The sequence below is a fragment of the Moraxella marmotae genome, assembly GCF_042219885.1.
GTDB classification, from domain to species: Bacteria; Pseudomonadota; Gammaproteobacteria; order Pseudomonadales; family Moraxellaceae; genus Moraxella; species Moraxella marmotae.
This window is the reverse complement of record NZ_JBHJHR010000002.1, coordinates 429,450-455,084: the sequence shown is the minus strand read 5'-3', so window position 1 is coordinate 455,084 and position 25,635 is coordinate 429,450. Positions and strand designations below refer to the sequence as shown.

At 45.9% G+C, this 25,635-nt stretch carries 21 protein-coding genes, 3 tRNA genes, 3 rRNA genes and 1 pseudogene; 14 read left to right on the top strand and 14 right to left on the bottom strand.

Annotation, left to right across the window (positions count from 1 at the left end; genetic code table 11):
- The first annotated feature begins 45 nt into the window (after positions 1-45).
- Positions 46-384 (top strand): P-II family nitrogen regulator, encoded by a 339-nt coding sequence (locus ACFBZI_RS02285; protein ID WP_375714843.1) that lies wholly within the window; start codon positions 46-48, stop codon positions 382-384.
- A gap of 170 nt (positions 385-554) precedes the next feature.
- Here ACFBZI_RS02285 and ACFBZI_RS02280 read toward each other — a convergent pair whose 3' ends face one another.
- From ACFBZI_RS02280 to ACFBZI_RS02270, 3 genes are all read right to left on the bottom strand, one after another.
- Positions 555-920 (bottom strand): DUF2147 domain-containing protein, encoded by a 366-nt coding sequence (locus ACFBZI_RS02280; protein ID WP_375714842.1) that lies wholly within the window; start codon positions 918-920, stop codon positions 555-557.
- 325 nt (positions 921-1,245) lie between these two features.
- On the bottom strand, positions 1,246-1,524 hold the full coding sequence (locus ACFBZI_RS02275) for a hypothetical protein (protein WP_375714841.1): 279 nt from the start codon (positions 1,522-1,524) through the stop codon (positions 1,246-1,248).
- 76 nt (positions 1,525-1,600) lie between these two features.
- Complete coding sequence (locus tag ACFBZI_RS02270) at positions 1,601-2,803, bottom strand: DNA/RNA non-specific endonuclease (protein WP_375714840.1); 1,203 nt, start codon at positions 2,801-2,803, stop codon at positions 1,601-1,603.
- Positions 2,804-2,884: 81 nt separating this feature from the next.
- On the opposite strand from ACFBZI_RS02270, the gene mutY reads away from it, so the two are divergent.
- Positions 2,885-4,249 carry an A/G-specific adenine glycosylase gene (gene mutY, locus ACFBZI_RS02265; RefSeq protein ID WP_375714839.1) on the top strand — a complete coding sequence of 455 codons (1,365 nt, stop codon included), beginning with the start codon at positions 2,885-2,887 and terminating at the stop codon, positions 4,247-4,249.
- A gap of 83 nt (positions 4,250-4,332) precedes the next feature.
- On the opposite strand, the gene ACFBZI_RS02260 is transcribed toward mutY, so the two are convergent.
- A complete protein-coding gene (locus ACFBZI_RS02260) occupies positions 4,333-5,304 on the bottom strand; it encodes a polyprenyl synthetase family protein (RefSeq protein ID WP_375714838.1) in 972 nt (323 codons plus the stop codon).
- A gap of 185 nt (positions 5,305-5,489) precedes the next feature.
- Here ACFBZI_RS02260 and ACFBZI_RS02255 point away from each other — a divergent pair.
- Positions 5,490-5,565 (top strand) — tRNA-Phe (locus tag ACFBZI_RS02255).
- Positions 5,566-5,755: 190 nt separating this feature from the next.
- On the opposite strand, the gene dapE is transcribed toward ACFBZI_RS02255, so the two are convergent.
- From dapE to ACFBZI_RS02235, 4 genes are all read right to left on the bottom strand, one after another.
- Positions 5,756-6,934, bottom strand: a complete 1,179-nt coding sequence (gene dapE / locus ACFBZI_RS02250; protein ID WP_375714837.1) for a succinyl-diaminopimelate desuccinylase — start codon at positions 6,932-6,934, stop codon at positions 5,756-5,758.
- Positions 6,935-7,271: 337 nt separating this feature from the next.
- Positions 7,272-8,141 carry a DUF4300 family protein gene (locus ACFBZI_RS02245; protein ID WP_375714836.1) on the bottom strand — a complete coding sequence of 290 codons (870 nt, stop codon included), beginning with the start codon at positions 8,139-8,141 and terminating at the stop codon, positions 7,272-7,274.
- Positions 8,142-8,231: 90 nt separating this feature from the next.
- Positions 8,232-8,834: a 2OG-Fe(II) oxygenase gene (locus ACFBZI_RS02240; protein WP_375714835.1), complete on the bottom strand. Its 603-nt coding sequence runs from the start codon at positions 8,832-8,834 to the stop codon at positions 8,232-8,234.
- A 94-nt stretch (positions 8,835-8,928) separates the two neighbouring features.
- On the bottom strand, positions 8,929-9,297 hold the full coding sequence (locus tag ACFBZI_RS02235) for an MmcQ/YjbR family DNA-binding protein (RefSeq protein WP_375714834.1): 369 nt from the start codon (positions 9,295-9,297) through the stop codon (positions 8,929-8,931).
- Between the two features lie 127 nt (positions 9,298-9,424).
- On the opposite strand from ACFBZI_RS02235, the gene ACFBZI_RS02230 reads away from it, so the two are divergent.
- From ACFBZI_RS02230 to ACFBZI_RS02195, 8 genes are all read left to right on the top strand, one after another.
- The gene (locus ACFBZI_RS02230; protein WP_375714833.1) at positions 9,425-10,312 is read left to right on the top strand and encodes a 23S rRNA (adenine(2030)-N(6))-methyltransferase RlmJ; all 888 of its coding nucleotides are present in this window, start codon (positions 9,425-9,427) and stop codon (positions 10,310-10,312) included.
- An 86-nt stretch (positions 10,313-10,398) separates the two neighbouring features.
- Positions 10,399-11,205 (top strand): CDP-diacylglycerol--serine O-phosphatidyltransferase, encoded by an 807-nt coding sequence (gene pssA / locus ACFBZI_RS02225; RefSeq protein WP_375714832.1) that lies wholly within the window; start codon positions 10,399-10,401, stop codon positions 11,203-11,205.
- Positions 11,206-11,647: 442 nt separating this feature from the next.
- Positions 11,648-13,176: ribosomal RNA gene (locus tag ACFBZI_RS02220) — 16S ribosomal RNA — on the top strand.
- 61 nt (positions 13,177-13,237) lie between these two features.
- Positions 13,238-13,314, top strand: a tRNA-Ile gene (locus ACFBZI_RS02215).
- A gap of 5 nt (positions 13,315-13,319) precedes the next feature.
- A tRNA-Ala gene (locus ACFBZI_RS02210) sits at positions 13,320-13,395 on the top strand.
- Between the two features lie 260 nt (positions 13,396-13,655).
- A 23S ribosomal RNA gene (locus tag ACFBZI_RS02205) occupies positions 13,656-16,510 on the top strand.
- Positions 16,511-16,653: 143 nt separating this feature from the next.
- Positions 16,654-16,767, top strand: a 5S ribosomal RNA gene (gene rrf / locus ACFBZI_RS02200).
- Together the 16S, 23S and 5S rRNA genes with 2 tRNA genes alongside form the textbook arrangement of a ribosomal RNA operon.
- A gap of 160 nt (positions 16,768-16,927) precedes the next feature.
- Positions 16,928-17,116: a hypothetical protein gene (locus ACFBZI_RS02195; protein ID WP_375714831.1), complete on the top strand. Its 189-nt coding sequence runs from the start codon at positions 16,928-16,930 to the stop codon at positions 17,114-17,116.
- 159 nt (positions 17,117-17,275) lie between these two features.
- Here the strand turns inward: ACFBZI_RS02195 and hemN are convergent, their stop codons facing one another.
- Entirely contained in the window at positions 17,276-18,685 is a 1,410-nt protein-coding gene (gene hemN, locus ACFBZI_RS02190; protein WP_375714830.1) for an oxygen-independent coproporphyrinogen III oxidase, read from the bottom strand.
- Positions 18,686-18,919: 234 nt separating this feature from the next.
- On the opposite strand from hemN, the gene ACFBZI_RS02185 reads away from it, so the two are divergent.
- Complete coding sequence (locus ACFBZI_RS02185; protein ID WP_375714829.1) at positions 18,920-19,594, top strand: DUF805 domain-containing protein; 675 nt, start codon at positions 18,920-18,922, stop codon at positions 19,592-19,594.
- A 78-nt stretch (positions 19,595-19,672) separates the two neighbouring features.
- Here the strand turns inward: ACFBZI_RS02185 and pth are convergent, their stop codons facing one another.
- Positions 19,673-20,251, bottom strand: coding sequence for an aminoacyl-tRNA hydrolase (gene pth / locus ACFBZI_RS02180; protein WP_375714828.1), 579 nt, complete (start codon positions 20,249-20,251; stop codon positions 19,673-19,675).
- A gap of 98 nt (positions 20,252-20,349) precedes the next feature.
- Positions 20,350-20,640, bottom strand: a pseudogene (gene rplY, locus ACFBZI_RS02175) (50S ribosomal protein L25); the annotation flags it as partial.
- A 611-nt stretch (positions 20,641-21,251) separates the two neighbouring features.
- Between rplY and putP the strand changes: the two are divergent.
- Positions 21,252-22,748, top strand: coding sequence for a sodium/proline symporter PutP (gene putP / locus ACFBZI_RS02170; RefSeq protein WP_375714827.1), 1,497 nt, complete (start codon positions 21,252-21,254; stop codon positions 22,746-22,748).
- 362 nt (positions 22,749-23,110) lie between these two features.
- Here the strand turns inward: putP and minE are convergent, their stop codons facing one another.
- The 3 genes from minE to minC all read right to left on the bottom strand — a co-directional run bounded on the left by minE (position 23,111) and on the right by minC (position 25,321).
- Positions 23,111-23,386 (bottom strand): cell division topological specificity factor MinE, encoded by a 276-nt coding sequence (gene minE, locus ACFBZI_RS02165; protein ID WP_375714826.1) that lies wholly within the window; start codon positions 23,384-23,386, stop codon positions 23,111-23,113.
- A 2-nt stretch (positions 23,387-23,388) separates the two neighbouring features.
- Positions 23,389-24,204 (bottom strand): septum site-determining protein MinD, encoded by an 816-nt coding sequence (gene minD / locus ACFBZI_RS02160; RefSeq protein WP_375714825.1) that lies wholly within the window; start codon positions 24,202-24,204, stop codon positions 23,389-23,391.
- Positions 24,205-24,508: 304 nt separating this feature from the next.
- Positions 24,509-25,321: a septum site-determining protein MinC gene (minC, locus tag ACFBZI_RS02155; RefSeq protein WP_375714824.1), complete on the bottom strand. Its 813-nt coding sequence runs from the start codon at positions 25,319-25,321 to the stop codon at positions 24,509-24,511.
- Between the two features lie 31 nt (positions 25,322-25,352).
- Between minC and ACFBZI_RS02150 the strand changes: the two genes are divergently transcribed.
- The gene (locus tag ACFBZI_RS02150) at positions 25,353-25,478 is read left to right on the top strand and encodes a hypothetical protein (protein WP_375714823.1); all 126 of its coding nucleotides are present in this window, start codon (positions 25,353-25,355) and stop codon (positions 25,476-25,478) included.
- Positions 25,479-25,635 lie beyond the last annotated feature (157 nt).

Below are 25,635 nucleotides of genomic sequence, written 5' to 3'. Positions count from 1 at the left end.
TTTTTTATATAATAACTCAACTAGCCAACCGCCAAGGATTTTGTTATGAAACTGATTTCTGCAATTATCAAACCATTTAAGCTGGACGATGTGCGAGAAGCCCTATCAGAAATCGGGGTCAATGGTATTACCATCACTGAAGTTAAGGGTTTTGGTCGCCAAAAAGGGCATACTGAAATGTACCGTGGTGCAGAATATGTGGTGGATTTTTTGCCAAAGATAAAAATTGAAGTCGCCTGCACCGACGAGATGACAGATGGTATTATCGAAGCGATTATTAAGGTGGCAAATACAGGCAAAATTGGCGATGGTAAGATCTTTGTAACGCCACTTGAGCAAGTGATTCGTATTCGCACTGGTGAATTTGACGAAAATGCCCTTTGATTTTTAATTGATAAATTCAAGTTTTGATTAAAATATTTTAATAAAAAAAATACACCGTCCAATCGGGTGGTGTATTTTTTTGGGCAGATTTTAAATTTAGCCAAATTTGACTAAGCTTGGCTAAATCTAGCTAAATCAAACCAAGTGCAGCCAATTCACAACTTGGTAAATTATTGCTTAACGCCAGTTTGTGTGCCTGCGATGCTCTTGATGGTGATGTTATTGCCATTGATGGTGATATTTACCGTACCTTTGAGTGGCAGGGTTGGGTGGGCGCCTTTGCCTTTGTATTTGCCGCCGCCTTGATTGACGATGCCAGACAGGACGACTTTGCCTTCAGATTTTTTGGCTTTTTCGGTGATGCCTTTGGTCATCACGCCTTGGAATTGATCGCCCACTTGGCTGATGGTGATAATGGCTTTGTCTTCGCCTTTTTCGCTCATTTTCCATTTGCCAACGATGGCATCGGCAGCCAAGGCAGAAGTTGATAACAGTACGCCAGCACCCAGTGCCAGTAATTTGGTGGTCAGTTTCATAATAAACTCCTTTTTGTACGCCCACAAAGCGTGGTTGGTTTGTCAAAATTGACAATTTTGGGCTTGGTGACAATTGCTGATAAATTGGATATACAAATACACAATCATCGGCTTGTTGGCATTATAACCAAGCCTGTCATGCCTTGCAAATACTTTTCACGCTCTTTTTGTGCAATTTGTGCTAACGATTGTGCTGTTTTGCCAATTTTTATTGCAATAAGTAAACAGATGTTATCTGAAATATTCAAAATTGTCAAAAATAATATTCAAATCCGCTCAATTCGCCAAATAGCTAAATCATCAATTTTTACCAGCTTTGACAAATTTAGGCAAACGGATTATCAACCCATTCTCTGGTGGTTTGGCTGTCTGGGTTTTGATTGCTCTGATTGTTTTGGTTGTCAAATTCGCCATTGTCGGCGGCATTTTCAAGCACGGCAACCAAGCGATTGGCAAAATCCTGCAAGGCTTTGGCTTGGATTAGGCCGTCATTATTATAAGCAATGGACAGCTCGCCGTACAGCTCGATGCTATCAAAGCCGTTTTCGATACAAAGCTCGCCAATGCTCAGTACTTCATCATCATTAGCAAAAGGATTTAGCATAGTCTGACCTTTTTGACTGGGTAATTAAAATTTGGATAAATAATTTAGATAATTAAAAAAATATCAAGTCTGGCAATCATGCACGGTGCAAAAACTCAACCAAATAACGCACGATGGCGATGGCAAACTCTAGCCAGCCGCTGCTTTGACTGCCGATGGGTGTCTGCTCGCTCGGCTCGGTCTGCATGGGTGTGGGCAGGCGATGGGCGTGCTGTTGAATATCATCTGGCAGCGATGGCATGGCACTGATGCCTGTGCGATAAGTCAGCTCGCTTAGGCTGATGATTTGATAATTGCCTGTGCCGTCATTGGGCGAAAAATAAACGCCTGCCGCCGATAAGCTGGGAATGTACACCGCCTTAAAAAAATGGCTTGGCACCAGCACTCGCCCACCAACTCGCTCGGTTTTGCCCAAAAACGCCACGCCAGTAACCACATAAATCTCATCATGCTGTACGGCAAGCTGGCGTGTGCTAATCTCAATATGCCGCCACAGATTGCGGTTATGCTCGCTGTTTTGTGGTGCGATATTTGCCAAGCTAAAACTGGCATATTGTGCATTGACGGTCGCCATATCGCCATTGGGAGCGACATGCCCACGGTCAAACCCTGAGCGGCGATAGTCCGCCAATTCGGCACGCTCGGCAGGCCGCAGGCGTGTCTCTGGGTGAAAGTTATCCACACGAGCCAAAATGCGTGCCTGTCCGATGCGCGCTTTGGTCAAATGTGATGCCGACCATAAGGGTGTGCGAGCGATGCCAGAGTGCAAGGTGGCAAAGCCATCAAAGCACAGTGCTTTTGTCAAGCCGCTCAATTTTTCGCCTTGCTTGCCTACCAAAGTCGGTGCGTGTCGGTCGGCAAATTGTTCATTGCATTCGGCAAATTGCTCATCAAAAGATAAGACGCTGGCTGGGGCTTGGGTGGATTTTGTCAGCGGTTTGGATTGGGCTATATCAGCATCGCCTTGATACAGCTGATCTTGCTCGGTGCTTTTTTTGATGACTTGGCTGATGGTGGTGCTTAGAATGTGTACCGTATCTTGCACCGTGTTTTGGGCGGTTTGTTGGGCGGTATCATCAGCAGATGAGTTGGCAAAAGTTTTACCAAAAGCGGTCGCTGGGGATGCCAACACCGCCAGCAAGCCGATGGATAAAGCACAGCACAAGCCTTTGATGGTGTAAGTTTTGGGGTGGTCAAGGCGGTGCGATGTTGGCATGGTCATTTTGGCAAAATTTGGCTGATGATGGCAAGTTTGACACCAATCAACCCAAGCTGACATTTTGGGCATTGTAATTGGCGTGGTGGATTTTTATAATGATGCGTTTGAGTTTTAGCAGATGAATTTTAGCAGATATTTGACATGACCACAACCGACCACACCACCCAGATCGCCCAGGCGTCCGATTTGCCAAATTTACCAGATTTACCAAACTTGGCAGAGTTATCAGAGTTATCAAATTTATCCAGTCCATCGGAGCCATCAAGCACGCCAAGCGACACCCAGCACGACAAAGTGGGTGATGATGGCGACTTTGCCAAGCGACTGCTTGCGTGGTTTGTGGTGCATGGACGGCATGATTTGCCTTGGCAGTATCACCACGCTGACACGGCTGATATTTATGCAGTTTGGCTGTCTGAGATTATGCTGCAGCAGACACAAGTGGTTACGGTGCTGGGATTTTTTGAGCGATTTTTACAAAAATTCCCTACCGTACAGGCACTGGCGGCGGCAGATTGGCAGGCGGTTGCACCGCTGTGGGCGGGGCTTGGCTATTATGCTCGGGCTCGCAATCTGCACGCTGGGGCTAGGCAGGTCGTCCAATTTATTAATGAGCATGGTAGGTATCCGTCATCGGTAGCAGAATGGCAGAGCATCAAAGGCGTGGGGCGTTCGACCGCAGGGGCAATTGTGGCGATGGGTGTGCGAGATTTTGGAGTGATTTGTGATGGCAATGTCAAACGAGTGCTGACCAGACACCGTGCCATCACAGGCGACATCACCAAAAGTGCCACGGATAAGCAGCTGTGGGCGTTGGCGACACAGCTAACACCCAGTCAAGACAGCGGCAGGTATGCCCAAGCGATGATGGATTTGGGGGCGACTGTCTGTACTCGCAGCCGCCCAAAGTGTGAGCTTTGTCCAGTATCGGCAGATTGCCAAGCCTTTATCAACGGCAGCCAAAGCCAATTTCCTGTCAAGAAAAAAGCCGCCCCCAAACCGCATCGGCACAGCGTCGCTTTGGCGGTGGTTTGTCAAGATGGATTGTCTGAAAATATGCCGTCTCAAGATATTTTGCAAAATAGCAATTTACCCACGCAGACTTTGTGGCTGCATCGCCAAAATCACGGCGGCATTTGGGACGGATTGTGGTGCTTGCCGTTATTTGCTTTATCTGCTGACACGGATAAAGCGATGAATGATGAGAGCTTGCAGGCGGCACTGGCACGGCTTTGGCAGAGTGGCGGCGATGATGCCTTACTTGATTTGGCGGAGCGGCAGCTGCTTGATGTGCTACCACTACCGCTACTTGGTGATGCCAAGGTGGTCAAAATTCGCCACAGTTTGACTCATTTTCATTGGCATTTGTATCGGCTTGCGGTGATGGTCAATGCAGAGCAATTTTCCCAGATAAATCAAGCACTCAATGCCGTCGGCAGCCAATATCAATGGAGCGATGGCGATAGCCTTGCCAAACCTGCCGCCATGCAAAAGCTGATGGCGTAGCGTGCCATCATCAGTTAATTTACTTGTTATTTGATGTCAAATGTCAAATACCAAAATTATGGGTAAATGTTATCAAATCGGCGTTAAAATTTGCGTTTTTGTAGCCAGTTGGCGATTTGGATTAACAAATTATCCGTCCCAAAGTCGCTCACCGATTGCCGTGCTTTGTCAAATAAATCATCGGCATAGCGGCTGGCACCATCGACGCCCAGCAGCTTGACATAGGTGGATTTTTCCAATTTTTCATCGCTGCCAGCAGGTTTGCCGAGCGTTGCGGTGTCGGCGATGACATCTAGCACATCGTCTTGCACCTGAAAGGCAAGGCCGATGGCTTGGGCGTATTCGCCCAGTTTTGAGAGCGTCTTTGTGTCGGCATTGGCACAGATACCGCCCATCAAGATTGCCGCTTCAATCAACGCCCCTGTTTTATCACGGTGAATGGCTTCTAGGGCATTTTGACCAAGTGTTTGTTGTTCGCCTTCGATATCCAGCATCTGCCCGCTCACCATTCGTCTGGCTCGTGGGGCAAGCGTTTGTAATAATAAAAAAGCGGTGGTGGCATCAGGTGTGGCTTGTTCATAATCTGCCGTCAGTGCTTCAAAAGCAAGCGACTGCAAGGCATCACCAGCCAGCAGAGCCACGCCTTCGCCATAGACGATGTGGCAAGTCGGCTGCCCCCGTCTTAGGGCGTCGTCGTCCATGCATGGCAAATCATCATGCACCAGCGAATAGCCGTGAATCAGCTCAACCGCCGCCATCGCACGCTGCACCATCTGGGCGGTGGTGGCGTTCGCTGGGCGGTGAGTGTGATTACTCAATGCCAAAAAAGTCGCCAAAACTAGCAGCGGACGCACTCGCTTACCGCCGTTGCTCATGGCATAATGGCAAGCGGCATCAAGCGGTTTTGGCAAATTTGCCGCCGCCAAAACTGTATCAATGATTGGCATTAAGGCGGTTTGTTGCCAGCGTTGCAAATCGTCCAGCTTGGGATTGGTGTGGGTAAAGTTTAACAAATCCAGCGATATGGTGGCGATAAAATTGGTTTTGGCAGTCATAACATTGGCTAAATCATAAAAAACCGTATCATACCAAAGTTTGGCAAAATTGGGGCATTTTTGCCCAAAAAATCCCAAAAATCGCCCCAAAAACTCAGTTTTTTGAAAATTTTGCCAAAATTTCACAAATTTTTATCAAAAACGCTTGACCTGCACCGATTTTTTTGGTTTAATACGCCCACTTTGGCGTGATAGCTCAGTTGGTAGAGCAACGGATTGAAAATCCGTGTGTCGGCAGTTCGATCCTGCCTCTCGCCACCATATGTAATCCCAAGCGGATTAAGACGCACCTTGATAGACGGCTTTGGCTGATTTATCAGGTGCGTTTTTATTTGCCTGTTTAAATCTTAAAATTGCAATTGAAAACACAGAAAGTGGATTTTGTGCCATCATGCCAAAATCCACTGATATTTAAACTGTTGTTACAGTGATTTAAAGACAGTTTTATCAATTAAAGTAGCATTTTTTCCAGAATTTTTTCATAAATGCTGGTGAGATTGTCCAAATCCGCCACGCTGACATGCTCATCAACTTGATGAATGGTGGCATTTAGCACGCCCAATTCGACCACTTGAGCATTCATAATCGGTGCGATAAATCGACCGTCCGATGTGCCGCCTGAAGTGGACAGCTCGGCAGTTGTGCCAGTAACCGCATGAATGGCTTGGCAGCAAGCATCGACAAATTCCCCTTTTTCGGTCAAAAATGGCACGCCTGAGAGCGTCCATTCAATCTCATAGCTGGCTTTTGAATGCTCAAAATGCTTATCAAAAATCTGATGCGTTTTTGCCATTAGACTCTCGGCGGTGTTTTCGGTGCAGTAGCGAAAGTTAAACAGCACTTGGCAGCTGCCACCGATGACATTGGTTGCCCCTGTGCCTGATTGAATGTTGGAAATTTGCATCGATGTGGCAGGAAAATAGGCATTGCCATCGTCCCAATGGGTGGCGACCAGCTCGTCAAGGGCAGGTGCTAGGGCATGAATGGGGTTGATTGCCAAATGCGGATAGGCGATGTGTCCTTGTTTGCCCGTGACGGTGAGTTTGGCGTTTAATGAGCCACGGCGACCATTTTTGATGACATCGCCCAAAGTGTGCGTACTGGACGGCTCGCCTACTAGGCAATAATCCATTTTTTGCCCACGAGCTTTGAGTGCTTCGGCGACTTTTACCGTGCCATTGATTGCCACGCCTTCTTCGTCAGCGGTGATGAGTAGGGCAATGCTGCCAGCGTGATTGCGGTGATTTTTGATAAAATTTTCGGCAGCCACGATAAAACTTGCCACACCAGTTTTCATATCCGACGCCCCACGCCCCCACAGTTTGCCGTCAGCAACGGTGGCAGAAAATGGCGGATAAGTCCAGCGTGTTTCATCGCCTGTTGGCACGACATCGGTATGACCGGCAAAGCACAGCACTGGAGCGTCTGCATCACGGCCGTGCTTGATTGCCCATAGGTTTTTGATTTGGGCGTTGTTGCCTTTGTCATCGGCATCGCCAAAATACATAAATTCACAGTCAAAACCTGCCTGCGTCAGGCGTTTTGCCAAGATATTTTGGCAATCTTTATCATCTGGCGTGACGGACGGCTGTTTTATCAGTTCGATGGATAAATCTAAAGTGGGGGTCATGGTTTTCCCTTATTGTTTAAAAATTGTTGTTTTGACGAATTGTTGCCTTGATAAATTAAATGAACGCACAGTAAACAAGCATTTTATTAATAACGGTTAATTGACCAATCGGACATCAATTGCCAAATTTACTAAATTGACCAAATCAACTGAATTGGTAGCGTTTTAATCAATTTGCCGCTATGATCGTATTGCATGGTGGGGCTGATTTTGCTTATCTGCACGCCATTTTGTTATTAAAGACACCATCAATCGTACTGCCTACAAAAGTAGCCAGTCAAAGCCAGTATCGGCAAAACAAACCATAATTTTTCATCGCATATGCCTAGGTGCGATATTACTCAACTGCTTGATATTTCACCAGTTTATCATTTTCCATAATAAACGGCTGTGCGGTCGGCTGATCGTAGCTGATGGCGTATTTATCAAACAGATAACTATAGGCATCGTCTTTGCTGGCAAATTTAATCGCCTGATAAGGTTCTTGAAAAGAAATTTTTTCGATAAATAAATAACCCTTATCCGCTGGCACCAGCACGCCCACATGGCCGATAAATAAAAAATCACCGCCGTCCAAATCATCATGAATCACCACCGACAGCATGGTGGCGTTGTCGTCAAATTTGATACCGTCAAAATACGCTTTCATCTTGTCGGCATGGACACGAGCGTCTTTGGTGGCTTCGGTTTTGACCTTGCCGTACAGTCGGTCAAACTTGCTCAAATCACTGGCAGTAAATAAACCGCCTGCATCAATGGCATCATGGTCGATAAATAACAAACTGTCATTGGCAGGAGCATCGTTAATTTGCAGATTGTCCTTGAGTAGGGCAAAAGTGTTAATGCGGCAGTTAGTACCGACAAAATCTTTTTTGGCATTTTGCCACAGCGTATCGATGGCTACCGTGTCGTATTGCGGCTTATCAGTACCAAAGCCATTGACCAAGCTGGTGTTTTTGATGGTGGTATTATAATCAACCACCCAATCCATCACCGCTGCCACTCGCTCGGCAGGCAGATATTTACTAAGGGTAGCACGCACTTCATCTTGGCTTGCCTTATCTGCCAAATTGGACAATTGCACAGTGCTGTTTTTGGCTTCGGTGGCTGATTGCTGGGCGTGTTCATCGGCCTTATTTGCCGTCTGATTGCTTGGCGTGCAGGCAGCCAAAATGATGGATAAAAAAAGTAGTGAAAATTTTTTCATAAAATTACCAAAGTTAATCAAATTAAAGTTAATCAATTTTAATTGAAGTTAAAAAATTAAATTGTCCAAATCATCAAAGCATTTAATGGGTTATAAAACGCCATCATCATGCCGCAGCCAAGTGGCGATAGAAAAACGGCGGCGGTGGGTGATATTGACCTGATGACGCAAATTGCTATCAAAAATCACCAAGCGGTTGGCCTTGGGCATCAAAGTTTGTTGTTCGCCAGTTTTGTCAATGACCAAAATCTCGCCGCCATCGCTGTCTTGCCAGTCGTCATTAAGATAAAACACCGCAGAAATGACCCGTTCATCATGCCCTTGGCGATTGTCCACATGCCATTGATAGCCAAAGCCAGCAGGATAGCAGGCATAATGAGCTTCTGCCGAGCGAATGCCGGTATATAAAGTCTGGTTAAAATATCGCCCAAGCTCCCAAATGCTACGCAAATAAGCCGCTCCAGCAGGGCAGTCGTCATCAATCCAACGAATACTATCGCCACGAATCTGCGTCTGTCGCTCGCCGTGCGTCAGATGGGCTTCTTTATAGTCAATAAAGCCGCTTTCGTTTTGTAGTGCCAATAAATCCGCTTTGGCAAACACATTGTCCAGCACGACAACGCCAGTATGCACCAAGCCATCAAGTTTATCATCAAGCAGATTTTGCCAGTTGCTATCAAAATTATGATTCATTTTATCAGTTGCCTTATTTATCATTACAGTCTAATGCTTGTCTTATTTTTGCTAAGTTTTATGCTGGGAAAAATCATCAAAACCATGGCGATTATTACGCTTGGCTTGTCAAATAAAAGCTGTCATCAAGCACGCTTTTTAGCAGTTTTTCGTTAGCGACATCAATCAGCACGCTCACCCAATGCTCTTTATTCATGTGATAAGCAGGCAAAAATCCGGGCATGGCAAGCAGCGAGCCGAGCTGTTCGGGTGGCACTTTTAGATTGATAATATCTGGATTAATCATATCATGGCAATCATCGCCTGACAGTCCCAGCTTGTTGGCAGATGGCGAAGTCAGCAGGGCGAACCATTTGCCATTTTTGTGGCGAAATACTGCCGCCGTTGGGTGCTTGGCAAACAAATAATCTGGTGTGGTATCATAATGCGATTGGATATAAGCAATCAATGCAGTCTTATTCATATTAACCCAATAACCAAGTAAGTGCAGGCGTGGATTAACCACTCTCACCTTGCCACCAAAATAACAATGGCGAAAAACTGGTGTTTATGATACCATAACTGCACCAAAATCACGAAAAATTCTCATTATGAACTACAAACACGCCTATCACGCAGGCAACTTTGCCGATGTTGCAAAGCACATTTTATTATTGCAATTATTGGCACAATTTTCTGCCAAATCCAAGCCGTTTTATGTGCTAGATGCCTATGGCGGTCGGGGCTTATACTCTTTGGCAAGCACCGAAACCCAAAAGACCAAAGAAGCACAACTGGGCATTGTCGCACTTGAAAATGCCGTCAATGCAGGCGTGAACCATCTGCCAAAAGCAGTCAGTCAATATTTAAGCGATTTGAATTTTGCTCGCCAAAAATACGATCAATATGTCTATCCAGGGTCGCCTTGGTGGATTGCTCATCACGGCGAACACCATTCTGCCGATGCACCGCTGCGTGCCGAAGCCTTTGAAGCGGTGGCGGACGAGTACGACGCACTCAATTATCAGCTGTATCAGTTGCCCATCGGCATTCACCACCGTGATGCTTTTGAAGGTGTGCCTGCGGTTGTGCCACCCAAAGAAAAGCGTGGCATTATCCTGCTGGATCCGCCATTTGAACAAGAGCATAAGGATTTTGGGCGTTTGGTGGATTTACTGGTTGCTAGCCATAAGAAATTTTCAACAGGCACTTTTGTGCTGTGGTATCCGATAAAAAATGTCGATGCCGTTGAATTATTTTACAAAAAAATGAAACGCACAGGTATCAAAAAACAGCTGGTTTGTGAGCTGAATTTATACCCAAATGATGTCGCTGTCGGTCTAAATGGCACAGGTTTATTTGTCATCAATCCACCTTGGCAGTTTGATGAGCATGCCAAGCAGATTGTTGAATTTTTGGCACCGATTCTAAAGCCTACCGATGCACCAGCCATGCCATTGGATAAAATGGCAGTGGTCAAATGGTTGGTTGGCGAATAAGCCCAGCTTTGTCCAGTTGGCGGATATTTTAGATTCAATTACAGCCACAACCATGGCAACCACTGTTTGAATGCGGAAAAACAAAGATGTCAGACACCCAAAAACCAAAAATCAACAGTACACCAGTCGAATCGGAGCATGACGGCATCACCTTTGAAGTGATTGAGCCTGAACATACAGGCGGCAAGCGTATCATCACTTCAGGGGTGTACCTAGTCCCCAATCTGATTACCACATTGTCGCTATTTTCAGGGTTTTATTCGATTATTTTGAGTACCAGTGGCGACTATTACCGTGCTGGGCTGGCGATTTTTGTATCGGCATTTTTGGACGGCATGGACGGCAGGGCGGCTCGCATGCTAAATGCCCAAAGCCCATTTGGTGAGCAGTACGACTCTTTGGCAGACTGTATCGCATTTGGGCTGGCACCAGCGATTTTGATTTATAGTTTTGCCCTTGAGCCTTTGGGGCGATTTGGCATGGCGTGTGCTTTTGTTTATGCAGCTTGTGCGGCATTTCGCTTGGCTCGCTTTAATGTCCAAATTGGCATTGTCGATAAAAAGTACTTCATCGGATTGGCCAGCCCATTGGCAGCACTGTTGATTGCCTGCTCGGTATTGGTCGCCGTCAAATATATCGAGCCGATGACCAGCGTTACGGCATGGACTTGGTTTTTTGCTGCTTGGGCGATGATTTGTGGCTTATTAATGGTCAGCAACATCAAATATTATTCATTCAAAGAATTTGATCGCCAAAAAGTACCGTTTGCGGTGCTGTTATTGGCGGTCTTGGCATTCGGCATCGTCTTATATAATGTACCTGTGGGACTGTTGGCAATTGGTGTTGCCTATGCGTTATCTGGTTTTGTAACCACATTACGCAAAAAATTCTAATTTTTTGCAAAAATTTTAAAAATAATGCTTGACGGCACAAAAAATTAGCGTATAATAGCCCACATTGATTGCGACGATGACTTTTTAAAAGATTAAAAGGGCATCACAAATCAAAATAAAAAACCGCTTGACATTAAAACATTCCATGTTATAATAGTCAGCTCAAGTTAATCAGACGATGATTAACAAACTATTTAAAATCCAAACTAAAGAACAACTTGTGTGGATTTTTGTCAATACAAGATACTTAAAAATATTATCATTTATTGATACTTTTACTTATCTTAGTATTACACTTATTTAAGTAAGGCAAAAATACTCAAAGTTAATTCATTTACACGATGAGCAAATATTTGCTAGTAAGTACGATAAATGAGCCAACATTAAAGCCCTATCGATTTAACTTAGTTTACTAAGTCAAACTCATAGGCAAAACAAGATTAAACTGAAGAGTTTGATCATGGCTCAGATTGAACGCTGGCGGCAGGCTTAACACATGCAAGTCGAACGAGGTTAGAAAGCTTGCTTTTGATACCTAGTGGCGGACGGGTGAGTAATGCTTAGGAATCTGCCTAGTAGTGGGGGATAACTTGGGGAAACTCAAGCTAATACCGCATACGACCTACGGGTGAAAGGGGGCGCAAGCTCTCGCTATTAGATGAGCCTAAGTCGGATTAGCTAGTTGGTGGGGTAAAGGCCTACCAAGGCGACGATCTGTAGCTGGTCTGAGAGGATGATCAGCCACACTGGGACTGAGACACGGCCCAGACTCCTACGGGAGGCAGCAGTGGGGAATATTGGACAATGGGCGAAAGCCTGATCCAGCCATGCCGCGTGTGTGAAGAAGGCCTTTTGGTTGTAAAGCACTTTAAGTGGGGAGGAAAAGCTAATGGTTAATACCCATTAGCCCTGACGTTACCCACAGAATAAGCACCGGCTAACTCTGTGCCAGCAGCCGCGGTAATACAGAGGGTGCAAGCGTTAATCGGAATTACTGGGCGTAAAGCGCGCGTAGGTGGTTACTTAAGTCAGATGTGAAAGCCCTGGGCTTAACCTAGGAATTGCATCTGATACTGGGTAACTAGAGTAGGTGAGAGGGGAGTAGAATTCCAGGTGTAGCGGTGAAATGCGTAGAGATCTGGAGGAATACCGATGGCGAAGGCAGCTCCCTGGCATCATACTGACACTGAGGTGCGAAAGCGTGGGTAGCAAACAGGATTAGATACCCTGGTAGTCCACGCCGTAAACGATGTCTACCAGTCGTTGGGTCTCTTGAAGACTTAGTGACGCAGTTAACGCAATAAGTAGACCGCCTGGGGAGTACGGCCGCAAGGTTAAAACTCAAATGAATTGACGGGGGCCCGCACAAGCGGTGGAGCATGTGGTTTAATTCGATGCAACGCGAAGAACCTTACCTGGTCTTGACATACACAGAATTCGCTAGAGATAGCTTAGTGCCTTCGGGAACTGTGATACAGGTGCTGCATGGCTGTCGTCAGCTCGTGTCGTGAGATGTTGGGTTAAGTCCCGCAACGAGCGCAACCCTTTTCCTTAGTTACCAGCACTTCGGGTGGGAACTCTAAGGATACTGCCAGTGACAAACTGGAGGAAGGCGGGGACGACGTCAAGTCATCATGGCCCTTACGACCAGGGCTACACACGTGCTACAATGGTAGGTACAAAGGGTTGCTACACAGCGATGTGATGCCAATCTCAAAAAGCCTATCGTAGTCCGGATTGGAGTCTGCAACTCGACTCCATGAAGTCGGAATCGCTAGTAATCGCAGATCAGAATGCTGCGGTGAATACGTTCCCGGGCCTTGTACACACCGCCCGTCACACCATGGGAGTTGATCTCACCAGAAGTGGTTAGCCTAACGCAAGAGGGCGATCACCACGGTGGGGTCGATGACTGGGGTGAAGTCGTAACAAGGTAGCCGTAGGGGAACCTGCGGCTGGATCACCTCCTTAACGAAGATATCTGATTGGCAAGAATTCACAACAAGTTGTTCTTTAGTAAGATGTTTAAAACGGGTCTATAGCTCAGTTGGTTAGAGCACCGTGTTGATAACGCGGGGGTCATAAGTTCAAGTCTTATTAGACCCACCATTTATGGGGCCATAGCTCAGTTGGTAGAGCGCCTGCCTTGCACGCAGGAGGTCAGGAGTTCGACTCTCCTTGGCTCCACCAATCATTAAACATCAAGCATACATAAGCGATTTAAGAAAGATTTCTTATCTATGCTTTAACTTTATAAACTGACGAAGTTTATATTATTATTTAACAACATGATTATGAGTCTGGGTTAATAAATTATCCAACGTAATTTATTAACCATGCTAAGTACACCCCAAAATGTACTTAGCTAAAGTAAAGAGAACTGAATCAAGCGTAAACATAGGTGAATCGTTACACATTACCCATACATTAAAGACCCTTTGGGGTTGTATGGTCAAGTAATGAAGTGCACATGGTGGATGCCTTGGCAGTCAGAGGCGATGAAAGACGTGATAGCCTGCGATAAGCGTCGGTGAGGTGGCAATATCCTGTGACCCGGCGATTTCTGAATGGGGAAACCCACCTAAGATAACTTAGGTATCATAATTTATTTTATGAGGCAAACCGGGAGAAGTGAAACATCTCAGTACCCCGAGGAAAAGACATCAATTGAGATTCCCCAAGTAGCGGCGAGCGAACGGGGAGGAGCCGATCAATTAAACAGTAGCAAAATGGCGTGGGAAAGCCAACCATAGTAGGTGATAGTCCTGTATGCGAAACTGTTTAAGCGACATATTAAGTAGGGCGGAACACGAGAAATTCTGTCTGAAGATGGGGGGACCATCCTCCAAGGCTAAATACTCCTGACTGACCGATAGTGAACCAGTACCGTGAGGGAAAGGCGAAAAGAACCCCTGTTAGGGGAGTGAAATAGAACCTGAAACCGTGTGCATACAAGCAGTCGGAGCGGACTTGTTCCGTGACGGCGTACCTTTTGTATAATGGGTCAGCGACTTATATTCTGTAGCAAGGTTAACCGTATAGGGGAGCCGTAGGGAAACCGAGTCTTAATAGGGCGTTTAGTTGCAGGGTATAGACCCGAAACCGAGTGATCTATCCATGAGCAGGTTGAAAGTGCCGTAACAGGCACCGGAGGACCGAACCCACTCCCGTTGAAAAGGTAGGGGATGACTTGTGGATAGGGGTGAAAGGCTAATCAAACTCGGTGATAGCTGGTTCTCCCCGAAAGCTATTTAGGTAGCGCCTCGGACGAATACCATTGGGGGTAGAGCACTGTTTCGGCTAGGGGGTCATCCCGACTTACCAAACCGATGCAAACTCCGAATACCGATGAGTAATATCCGGGAGACAGACGGCGGGTGCTAACGTCCGTCGTCAAGAGGGAAACAACCCAGACCGCCAGCTAAGGCCCCAAATTCCTAGTTAAGTGGGAAACGATGTGGGAAGGCACAGACAGCTAGGAGGTTGGCTTAGAAGCAGCCACCCTTTAAAGAAAGCGTAATAGCTCACTAGTCGAGTCGGCCTGCGCGGAAGATGTAACGGGGCTCAAACTAGGAGCCGAAGCTGCGGATTTAATTGTTTCAATTAAGTGGTAGGGGAGCGTTGTGTAAGCCTGTGAAGGTGTATCGTAAGGTATGCTGGAGGTATCACAAGAGCGAATGCTGACGTGAGTAACGACAAAACGGGTGAAAAGCCCGTTCGCCGGAAGACCAAGGGTTCCAGTCCAACGTTAATCGGGGCTGGGTGAGTCGACCCCTAAGGCGAGGCCGAAAGGCGTAGTCGATGGGAAATCGGTTAATATTCCGATACTTGTTTATGATGCGATGGAGGGACGGAGAAGGTTATGCCAGCCTGGCGATGGTTGTCCAGGTGGAAGGATGTAGGTAGGTTTAGTAGGCAAATCCGCTAGACTATTACTGAGATCTGATAGCAAGCCAGTTTACTGGCGAAGTGGCAAATACCATGCTTCCAGGAAAAGCTTCTAAGCGATAGTTATAAACAAATCGTACCCGAAACCGACACAGGTGGTCAGGTAGAGAATACCAAGGCGCTTGAGAGAACTCTGCTGAAGGAACTAGGCAAAATGGTACCGTAACTTCGGGAGAAGGTACGCTGCCGACGGTGAAACCCTTGCGGTGTAAGCTGTTGGCAGTCGCAGATACCAGGCTGCTGCAACTGTTTATTAAAAACACAGCACTCTGCAAACACGAAAGTGGACGTATAGGGTGTGATGCCTGCCCGGTGCTGGAAGGTTAATTGATGGGGTTAGCGTATGCGAAGCTCTTGATCGAAGCCCCAGTAAACGGCGGCCGTAACTATAACGGTCCTAAGGTAGCGAAATTCCTTGTCGGGTAAGTTCCGACCTGCACGAATGGCATAATGATGGCAGCGCTGTCTCCAGCAGAGACTCAGTGAAATCGAAATCGCAGTGAAGATGCTGTGTACCCGCGGCTAGACGGAAAGACCCCGTGAACCTTTACTACAGCTTTACATTGAACTTTGACCTAACTTGTGTAGGATAGGTGGGAGGCTTTGAAGTGGCGACGCCAGTTGCCATGGAGCCAACCTTGAAATACCACCCTGGTTATGTTGGGGTTCTAACTCAGATATCACAATATCGAGGACAATGTATGGTGGGTAGTTTGACTGGGGCGGTCTCCTCCTAAAGAGTAACGGAGGAGTACGAAGGTGCGCTCAGAACGGTCGGAAATCGTTCAAAGAGTATAAAGGCAAAAGCGCGCTTAACTGCGAGACCCACAAGTCGAGCAGGTACGAAAGTAGGTCTTAGTGATCCGGTGGTTCTGTATGGAAGGGCCATCGCTCAACGGATAAAAGGTACTCTGGGGATAACAGGCTGATACCGCCCAAGAGTTCATATCGACGGCGGTGTTTGGCACCTCGATGTCGGCTCATCTCATCCTGGGGCTGAAGCAGGTCCCAAGGGTATGGCTGTTCGCCATTTAAAGAGGTACGCGAGCTGGGTTTAGAACGTCGTGAGACAGTTCGGTCCCTATCTACCGTGGGCGTTGGAAATTTGAGAGGATCTGCTCCTAGTACGAGAGGACCAGAGTGGACGAACCTCTGGTGTTCCGGTTGTCACGCCAGTGGCATTGCCGGGTAGCTACGTTCGGATGGGATAACCGCTGAAAGCATCTAAGCGGGAAGCCCACCTCAAGATAAGATTTCCCTAAAGAGCCGTTGTAGACTACGACGTTGATAGGTTGGGTGTGGAAGCGTAGTGATACGTGTAGCTAACCAATACTAATTGCTCGTTTGGCTTGACCATACAACACCCAAGTGGTTTAGTATGATAAAGTGTAAAGATTTTACCTAGCAAGCTTGAATCAATCTTGAATAGCTTTAAAAAGATAACAATTTAAAGTAAAAATTAAATAACAGACTCATAAGCAGCGTTGTTAATCCTTTTACGCTGACGACAATAGCAAGATGGAACCACCTGATCCCTTCCCGAACTCAGAAGTGAAACGTCTTAGCGCCGATGGTAGTGTGGTTCGCCCATGTGAGAGTAGGTCATCGTCAGCACCTTATTTCAGACCCCCGTACGAGAGTGCGGGGGTTTTTGGTTTGGGGGGGGGTGAAAAACAAAAAAAAGTCTGCAAACTTATTAAAATAACAAAAATTGCATCGATCTTAATTATTATGCACAATAAGACTTGTGATACAATAAACAAGGAGTGAAATTATGAAATCTCTGATGAGTAAAACTTTAACTACTGCCATTTCCGCAGGCTTGCTAGCAACAGTATTGACAACCACCAATGCTCAGGCACATTCTTTTGGAGAAATCCAAACAACCTGTTTTTTAGGCAAGCAATATTTAAGTTGCGAACCAGATAAACCATACGATGTCTGCATGCTTCTAACAGACTAGTAATAAAATTGCACAAAACCCATTCAAAGCCAATGATATTAGCCCCGAATGGGTTATGGCATGGATTATCAGGATTGTTAAATCAAGCCTATAATTACATTAAAGCTTATTTAAAATTATCATAAAATTGGTTCTGGCTTTTGTCCACCAAATACTTAATCAAATCACCCGAGAAAAGCGGTTGGCGTGTTTTTTGCCCAAGTATTCATCAAAAACCATCGCCACATTACGCCCAAGAATGCGACCTTTTGATAAAATGCTGATACCATGCTCATCAATGCTCACCAAGCCATCGGCTGCCATGTCGTGCAAGCTGGCAATCTCATTGGCAAAATAGCTGGTCGGCTCAATCCCAAAACGCTCACGCAAATCCCCAAAATCCATATAATCATGGCAAAGTAGATTCATGATGACATGGCGGCGTAACTCGTCTTTGCTGTCGCTTTGGATATGCTTGATGGCGGGCAGTTTGTCCTGTGCCACCGCTGCCTGATAGTCGCCAAGGGCGGTGGGATTTTGTAAGATGTGCTGACCGATTTGGCTGATGGCACTGACCCCAAAGCCAAGCAAATCGCACTCGCCCAAGATGGCATAACCCTGAAAATTGCGGTGCAGCTCGCCGTTTCGCTGGGCGATCGCCATGCTGTCATTGGGTTTGGCAAAATGGTCAATGCCAATGTATTGATAGCCTGCTTCGCCCAGTGCCTTGATGATATTGCCAAACATGGTAAGTTTGTCGGCAGGACTTGGCAAATCGGCTTCACGGATACGCTTTTGGGCGGCAAAGCGTTCAGGCAGATGAGCATAATTAAACACCGACAAGCGATCTGGCGACAGCCGCACGATTTGGCGAATGGTATTATTCATGCTCTCGATGCTTTGATGCGGCAGCCCATAAATCAGATCGATATTGGTCGAGCGATAGCCCAACGCCTGTGCGGTCGTCATCACTTGCTCAATCAGCTCAAGCGATTGCACACGGTTGACGGCGATTTGCACTTTATGATCCAAATCTTGCACGCCAAAACTTAGGCGATTAAAACCCAAATCTTTAAGCAGGCTCAAAGTATTTGGCCGCAGCTCTCTGGGGTCAATTTCTATCGAATAATCGCCATCATCAGCAAAGTTAAATTCATCGTGTAAAAATTGCCACAACGCCGCCAATTCGTCATCGCTCAAAAAAGTTGGCGTACCACCGCCCAAATGCAGCTGCTTGACCAGTAGCGTGCCTTTTAGGTAGGATTTTTTGTGGCGAATTTCTTTGAACAGATAATCCAAATAATCGCCAGCATCGCTGTTTTTTTTGGTGATGATTTTGTTGCAGCCACAGTAGTAGCACAGATGGCGGCAAAATGGAATGTGCAGATACAGCGACAACGGCACGCTGTCGTCTCGTGTGCTTAGGATTTTGGCTTCGGCATCGTCAGCAATCGGTAAAAATTCCAGTGCGGTCGGATAAGAAGTGTAGCGTGGGCCTTGGCGGTTGTATTTTTGGATTAGGGCTTCATCAAAGCGGATACCGTCAAAATGCTTGGCGGTGCGATTGGCGTAGGGGTTGGCTGTTGTCATCGTTATTCCCGTGGCTATCATTGTGGCAAATAAATAAAGCCTTATTATAACGCAAAGCCGTTGTATTTTTGGGAAATTTTATGGATTTTGCCCATTTTACCGATTTTGCCAAAAAACGGAGATGTTTACAGCGATTTTTATGGCGACACTATTTAAAATTAATCATCATTTTGATATTATTGGTTTGTTTAAATTTGCTTAAACAAATAAAAACTTGTCAATTTAGGAGCTGTGATGCAAAACAACCAACCAAATAAACAAACAACCAAAAGAATGAGAAGGTTGGATTATTTTTTTATTTCACAAATTATTGGACTGGGTTTTAGTCTGCTATTTTCGTTCTTCTTCTTGAATGACCCTAATTTCGATCCATTTGCATTAGATAAGATGCTTGTTGGTTTTATATTAGGAGCTCCAATTCAGTGCTACCTTGCTTCTAGAAGGTTGAAAGATATTGATGTTAATCCAAATTGGGCATGGTTGGCTTTTATTCCGATTGTGAATTTTGGATTGGGATTATTTGTGACTTTTGCATCTGGGACGGTGGGCGATAATCGCTTTGGGGCAGATCCCCGTTTGCTACCACCTAAAGATTCTTTTTGGTCGTGGCGAGTATTGACTCGTGGGATTTATGCCATGATGAGTTTGTCAATTATTTTTATTTCTCTGGTTGTTTTTGTGGGGTTTTCCATTCCCCACGATCAAGAGTTGGTTGGTATATTTTTGGCTACCTTATGGCAGGCATTATCATTGCTTTTGATGTTTATCACGGTCAGACGCCTGATGGATACTGGGTGGTCTTTATGGTGGACGGTACTAATGTTGATTCCGTTTGTTAATGCGGTATTGGTGCTTATCTTGTTTTTTATCCCAAGCAAAACGGTAAAAACAACACATTTTTATTCATAAAAACAAAAACACGGAGATTTAGTCCGTGTTTTGTGGCTTTTATCCGTTTATCCGCTGATTAATGATTTAATTATCAAGTCAAGGCAATTTAAAGCCATTAATGCGATTGCGTGCTTTATCCATATCGCCTGCGATAATCTCACCGATATTATCTACCGCACATTCAATGGCGGCATCAATGCTGATGCGTTCGTCCGCAGGTGGTTTGGCAAGCACAAAGCCGCTCACTTGCGATGAGTGAGCAGGGCGGCCGATGCCGATACGCAGGCGGTGAAAATCGGCACCGATGTGTGGCACGATGTCTTTTAGACCGTTGTGTCCGCCGTGTCCGCCGCCAGTTTTTAGCTTGATGCTGCCTGCAGCAATGTCCAGTTCGTCATGAGCGATTAGGATATGTTCGGCAGTGATGCCGTAGAATTTGGCAAACGGAGCGACCGCTTGCCCAGAGCGATTCATAAAAGTCTCTGGCAAAATCAAACGAACTTCTTGGCCGTCAATCATACCACGCCCAATTTGTCCGTGAAATTTTTTGTCAAAATTTAGGCTTAGGTTGAATTTGTCGCACAACGCCTGCACAAACCAAAAACCTGCATTGTGGCGTGTGTGTTGGTATTGTCCGCCGGGGTTGCCAAGTCCGACAATCAATTTGATACTCATAAACTCTCTCAATCAACAAACTGCAAATCAATTAATCAACAAAAAAACCAGTAAGCAGCTTACTGGTTTTTGGCTAGTGCTTAGACTTAGGCGTCAGCACGCTTGAAGTCCACATGTAGTGGGAAGCCTTTGGCTGGGTGGCGTTGCAATGCTTGGATATTTACTTTATGCTCAGTGCCGTCCACAGCGATGGTTACTACGCTTGAAAAGAATGATTCGCTTTCTAGGGCTTTAACCAGCTCGTTATTTTTGACGCAGATGGCCACAGGTTCAGCGTTGCCGCCGTAGATGATGGCTGGTACTAGGTTTTCTTTACGCAGGCGGCGGCTCGCACCTTTGCCCTGCTGTTCATCGGCACGAATAACGCCGTTTAGAGTAAATTGGCTCATGAGTGATCCTTAACTATTTAACAATAAGCGAACTTGCGACCAGTTCGCCAACAACTGCCAACATCAATCAAACCGATTTTGGCAAAATCTTACGCACCACTTTAAGTCAATGTTGAGTTAATTTAACATAAAAATCTTAAATAAATCTCAAATCAAATGGCACAATAGCTGGCTATTATACCCAAAATTTGCTGGATTGACAAAGTTTTTTTAAAAAATTTTGGCAAAAATTATGCGGTTTTTATGATAAATTTATCAAAAATTTTTGACAATTTTGGCAAAACTGCTCAATTTATGAACGATTTGCCAAATTTTGAGCGTAAAATTTAATAAAACGGCGGCAGAAAGCCATTTAATGATAATAATTATCATTAATAGGTTAAAGAATTGTTATTTTTATGTTATAATAACTGTCTGCTTATACATTTTATGCTTGTGCATTGAGATGATTTGGGCTGTATTGTTTTGGTTTTGATGTGTTTTTATGCCAAGTTTCACTAGCAAAACTGCCAAATGTATCATTATTCTGATGGTATAAATGATGATATAAGCAATATTTTATAATGATTTTAGCGGACAGGTATGTTTCGCACAGTTGTAAGGAGTGTGCCATGCAAAATGTGGCAACGGGTGTATGGATTTCATTGGCGATTTATTTTATTTTGATGATTGCCATTGGTATCTATGCCTATTTTAAACAAAAAAACGATGTCGAAGGTTATATCCTTGGCGGTCGTGATTTGGGTCCTGCGGTAACGGCGTTATCAGCAGGGGCATCGGATATGTCAGGCTGGTTGCTGCTTGGCTTGCCGGGTTATATGTATGCGTCTGGTGTGGTGAGTATTTGGATTGCATTGGGCTTGACCATTGGGGCATTTGCCAACTATTTGATTGTCGCACCACGCTTGCGTGTGTACACCGAAGTGGCGGACAATGCCATCACTTTGCCAGATTATTTTGCCAACCGTTTCCATGATAAATCGCACCTGCTGCGTATCGTGTCGGCGGTGGTGGTGATTTTGTTCTTTACCGTTTATACTGCAGCCAGTCTGGTGGCAGGCGGCAAGCTGTTTGAAAGCTCATTGGGTCTATCGTACAGCCTAGGCTTGTGGGTAACTGCTGGCGTGGTCGTGGCATATACCTTGTTTGGTGGCTTTTTGGCGGTGTCATTGACTGACTTTGTCCAAGGCGTGATCATGCTGATTGCCATGCTGCTTGTGCCAATTGTGGCATTTACCGAAATTGGCGGCATATCCGAAGGTATGGCAATCGCCCAGCAGGCCAATGCCGAAGTGTTCAACTGGATGAATGGCGTAACTGCCATGGGCGTGGTATCGCTGATGGCGTGGGGCTTTGGCTATTTTGGTCAGCCGCACATCATTGTCCGCTTTATGGCGATTCGCTCGGTCAAAGATGTGCCAGTAGCGACCGCCATCGGCATGGGCTGGATGATTCTAAGCCTGATCGGTGCTTTGATGGTGGGCTTGGCAGGTGTGGCCTATATCTCAAAAACTGGCATGGAGCTAAAAGACCCTGAGACCATTTTCTTGGTGTTCTCACAGATTTTATTCCACCCACTGATTTCAGGTTTCTTGTTGGCGGCGATTTTGGCGGCGATTATGAGTACCATCTCATCGCAGCTTTTGGTTGTATCCAGCTCTTTGACTCGTGATGTCTATAAGCTGTTTTTGGACAAAGACGCATCAGAAGCTCGCCAAGTGACTGTTGGTCGTATCTCGGTGGTGATTGTGGCGGTGGTTGCCATTATCCTAGCAGGCGACAGCAACAGCTCGGTGCTTAAATTGGTATCGCACGCTTGGGCAGGCTTTGGTGCGGCATTTGGCCCACTGGTTATCCTAAGCTTGATGTGGAAACGCATGAACCGTAACGGTGCTTTGGCAGGTATGATTGTCGGTGCTTTGACGGTGGTTGTTTGGGTGTATGGTGGCTTTACCATCAACGGCCAGCCAGCCAATGATGCGATTTATTCGATTTTGCCAGGCTTTGCAGCAAGCTTTATCACCACCATCGTGGTCAGTCTGCTGACTGCTGCACCATCGGCACAAATCACTGCTCAATTTGAAGAAATGGAGCGTGGTCTAAAATAATCATTCATTTGCTGATTGATTGGCTAATTCACTGAATTGATTAACCAAACCAAAACACCGCCTAAAATTTTTGGGCGGTGTTTTTTTGTGGCGGTATTTTTAATGATGGTAAATTGATATTGATAAATCGGCAAATCAGAAATTGGCAGGTTAATTTAATGGGCAAATTGTCAAAAATTCAATGATGATTTTAATTTAAAAAAATAACAATTTGCCAAAATTTAATCCATCAAAATTAAATCAAACCGCCAAAACCAAAACTGCAAAAACTAAAAAAGCCAAAACCAAAAACCGACCAACAAAAAACCCAAGCATTTAACTTGGGTAATTTGTGATTTGATGCAGTCTGTCATAATGACTAATCATTTGCGATCAGGTAGGCTGATATTCATCTCTAGCACATCAAGGTTGTCTTCGTGGCGATGATTGATATTCAGATCGTCCAAATTGACGCCATTGACATATTTATTCACCACTTCCAGAATTTCACGCTTCATCTGCTCAATGCGTTCGGCATTTAGGCGAGTGTTTAGGCGATCATGACTGGCGACGATGACCTTTAGGCGGTCTTTGGCGATGTTGGCACTGTTTGAGCTGCCATTACCACCAAACAGCGTACTCCAAAATCCTTTTTTCATCATTAACCCCCAAATAAGCGTTCAAAGAAACCTTTTTTCTTCACTTCCAAATGGCGTAGCGGTACTTCTTCGCCCAAAAAGCGAGAAACAATGTCTTCGTAGCACTGGCCAGCTGCCGAGTCGCCAAAGTGAATCACAGGCTGACCTTGGTTAGATGCTTCAAGCACGGCATTGCTTTCTGGGATAATGCCGATTAATGGCACACGCAAAATCTCATCGGCGATGGTGTGATAGTCCATCATTTCGCCTTCTGCGGCACGCTTTGGATTGTAGCGAGTGATGACCAGATGCTCACGCACGCTGCCGCCTTCTTCGACTTTTTTGGTGCGGCTTTGTAGGATACCGATAATGCGGTCAGAGTCACGCACAGACGAGACTTCAGGGTTGGTAACGATCAAGGCTTCATCAGCATGATACATCGCCAGCTGCGCCCCACGCTCGATACCTGCTGGACTGTCGCAGATGATATAATCAAACGCCATGTCTTCTGACAGCTCTTTCATCACAGCAGCGACGCCTTCGTCAGTCAGTGCGTCTTTATCACGAGTCTGTGATGCAGGTAGGATAAATAGGTTGTCAAACTGCTTGTCTTTGACCAAGGCTTGAGCCAATTTGGCATTGCCACTGATGACATCGACAAAGTCATAGACGATGCGGTTTTCGCAGCCCATGATCAAATCAAGGTTACGCAAGCCCACATCAAAATCAATAATCACGGTCTTAAAACCACGCTTGGCAAGCCCTGCACCAAACGATGCACTGGTGGTGGTTTTACCGACGCCACCTTTGCCCGAAGTTACTACGACGATTTTTGCCACAATGGCACTCCTTAACTGTATAGCAATATAAACTTAATAACAATAACGATTGCTGCGATGGCAATCAAACGGCATCGGCAAGCGATGACCGCATACATTTAGACAAATTAAATTCCGTCATCAGCATAGCATATTTTGCCATTTTCATCAATTCATCAATGGGTATTTGCTGATTTTTTGTGTCAAATTGGTGCGGTTTGGTTAATTTCGCCCATCGGCAAATGATCAATCAGCCAGCGATAACAACCAAGCCATGTTTGGGCAGATTAAAATTGATAAAACCGATAAAGCCGATTAACACCCATCAAAGCTGCTTAAGCAGGGTAAATACCAAGCCCTGATCTTCATCATAAGTTACCTGCACCGCCTGATCGATCATCTCACTGGGTATGGCATCACGCAGGCAATAAGTGCCAGCGACCGACACCAGCGATGGGTTGAATTTTTGGCAAAAAATCCGTGCGTGCTTATCGCCAGTCGCCCCTGCCACCAAGCGACCCAAGCCACGGCCATAGATATGCAAGCTGTTATCGGTGATGGCTTCAGCACCATCATTGACACCGCCGATGATGGTCAAATCACCACCCAAGTGCTGCAAGCTCTGACCTGAACGCAGCATCTGAGTATGAATGCCACTGACCAAAGCACGGCTGTTGTCTTGGGCGGTGGCCAGTGTGGTGCTTTGCTGGGTGCTGGTGGCGGCCACCGACACAGAGGCAGGCTCGGCATCTGCACCATCTGGGCTATCGGCAGTCGTCGGCTGAGTAGGCTCGCTGGGCTTGGCAGTCTTGCCAGAGTCGTCGGTTTTGGTATGTGGCAGGCGTTCGATACGCTTGCCATCGGCAGGTAAAATCGCCAATCGCAAATCTTTTGCCTGCTCGTCCAGCACGCCACTGACGATACCGATGGGCTGTATGTCCATCAGCCATAGCATATCCACCAGCGCGTCCAGCTCCAGCATCACCGCACTGTCGATGACGATGGGCAGGCCATTGGCGATGGGGTTATCCGCCAGTACTCGCTCTAGCTCGTGGCGAATCTGCCCCAGATCGTCGGTCTGGATTTTTAGGCGGCTAAAAGTGAGCATTTTGCCAAATAAAGTAACGGCTTGGGTCATGTGAATTTGCCCTTTTTAGGATAAAAATAAGATGATGACAGATTGTAGCATTTTTTGGCGAATGAAAAAAGCAGCTTATGCCAAATCAGCCAGTCGCCACCGCTTGGCATTGCCTGATTTTACCGTCTTTTTGACAATTGCCCATCGGTGCTTGTGATTTGCCATGATTTTACAGCCGTCAATCCGCACCAACTGACAATTGCCAAATTGTGATTGTTCAATTTGTGATTATCAAATGGCGACCGCTAAGATAATAACCGCCAATTAACCGCCAATCTGATGCCAACCCAGCCCAATCCGCCCAAACTTCCAAG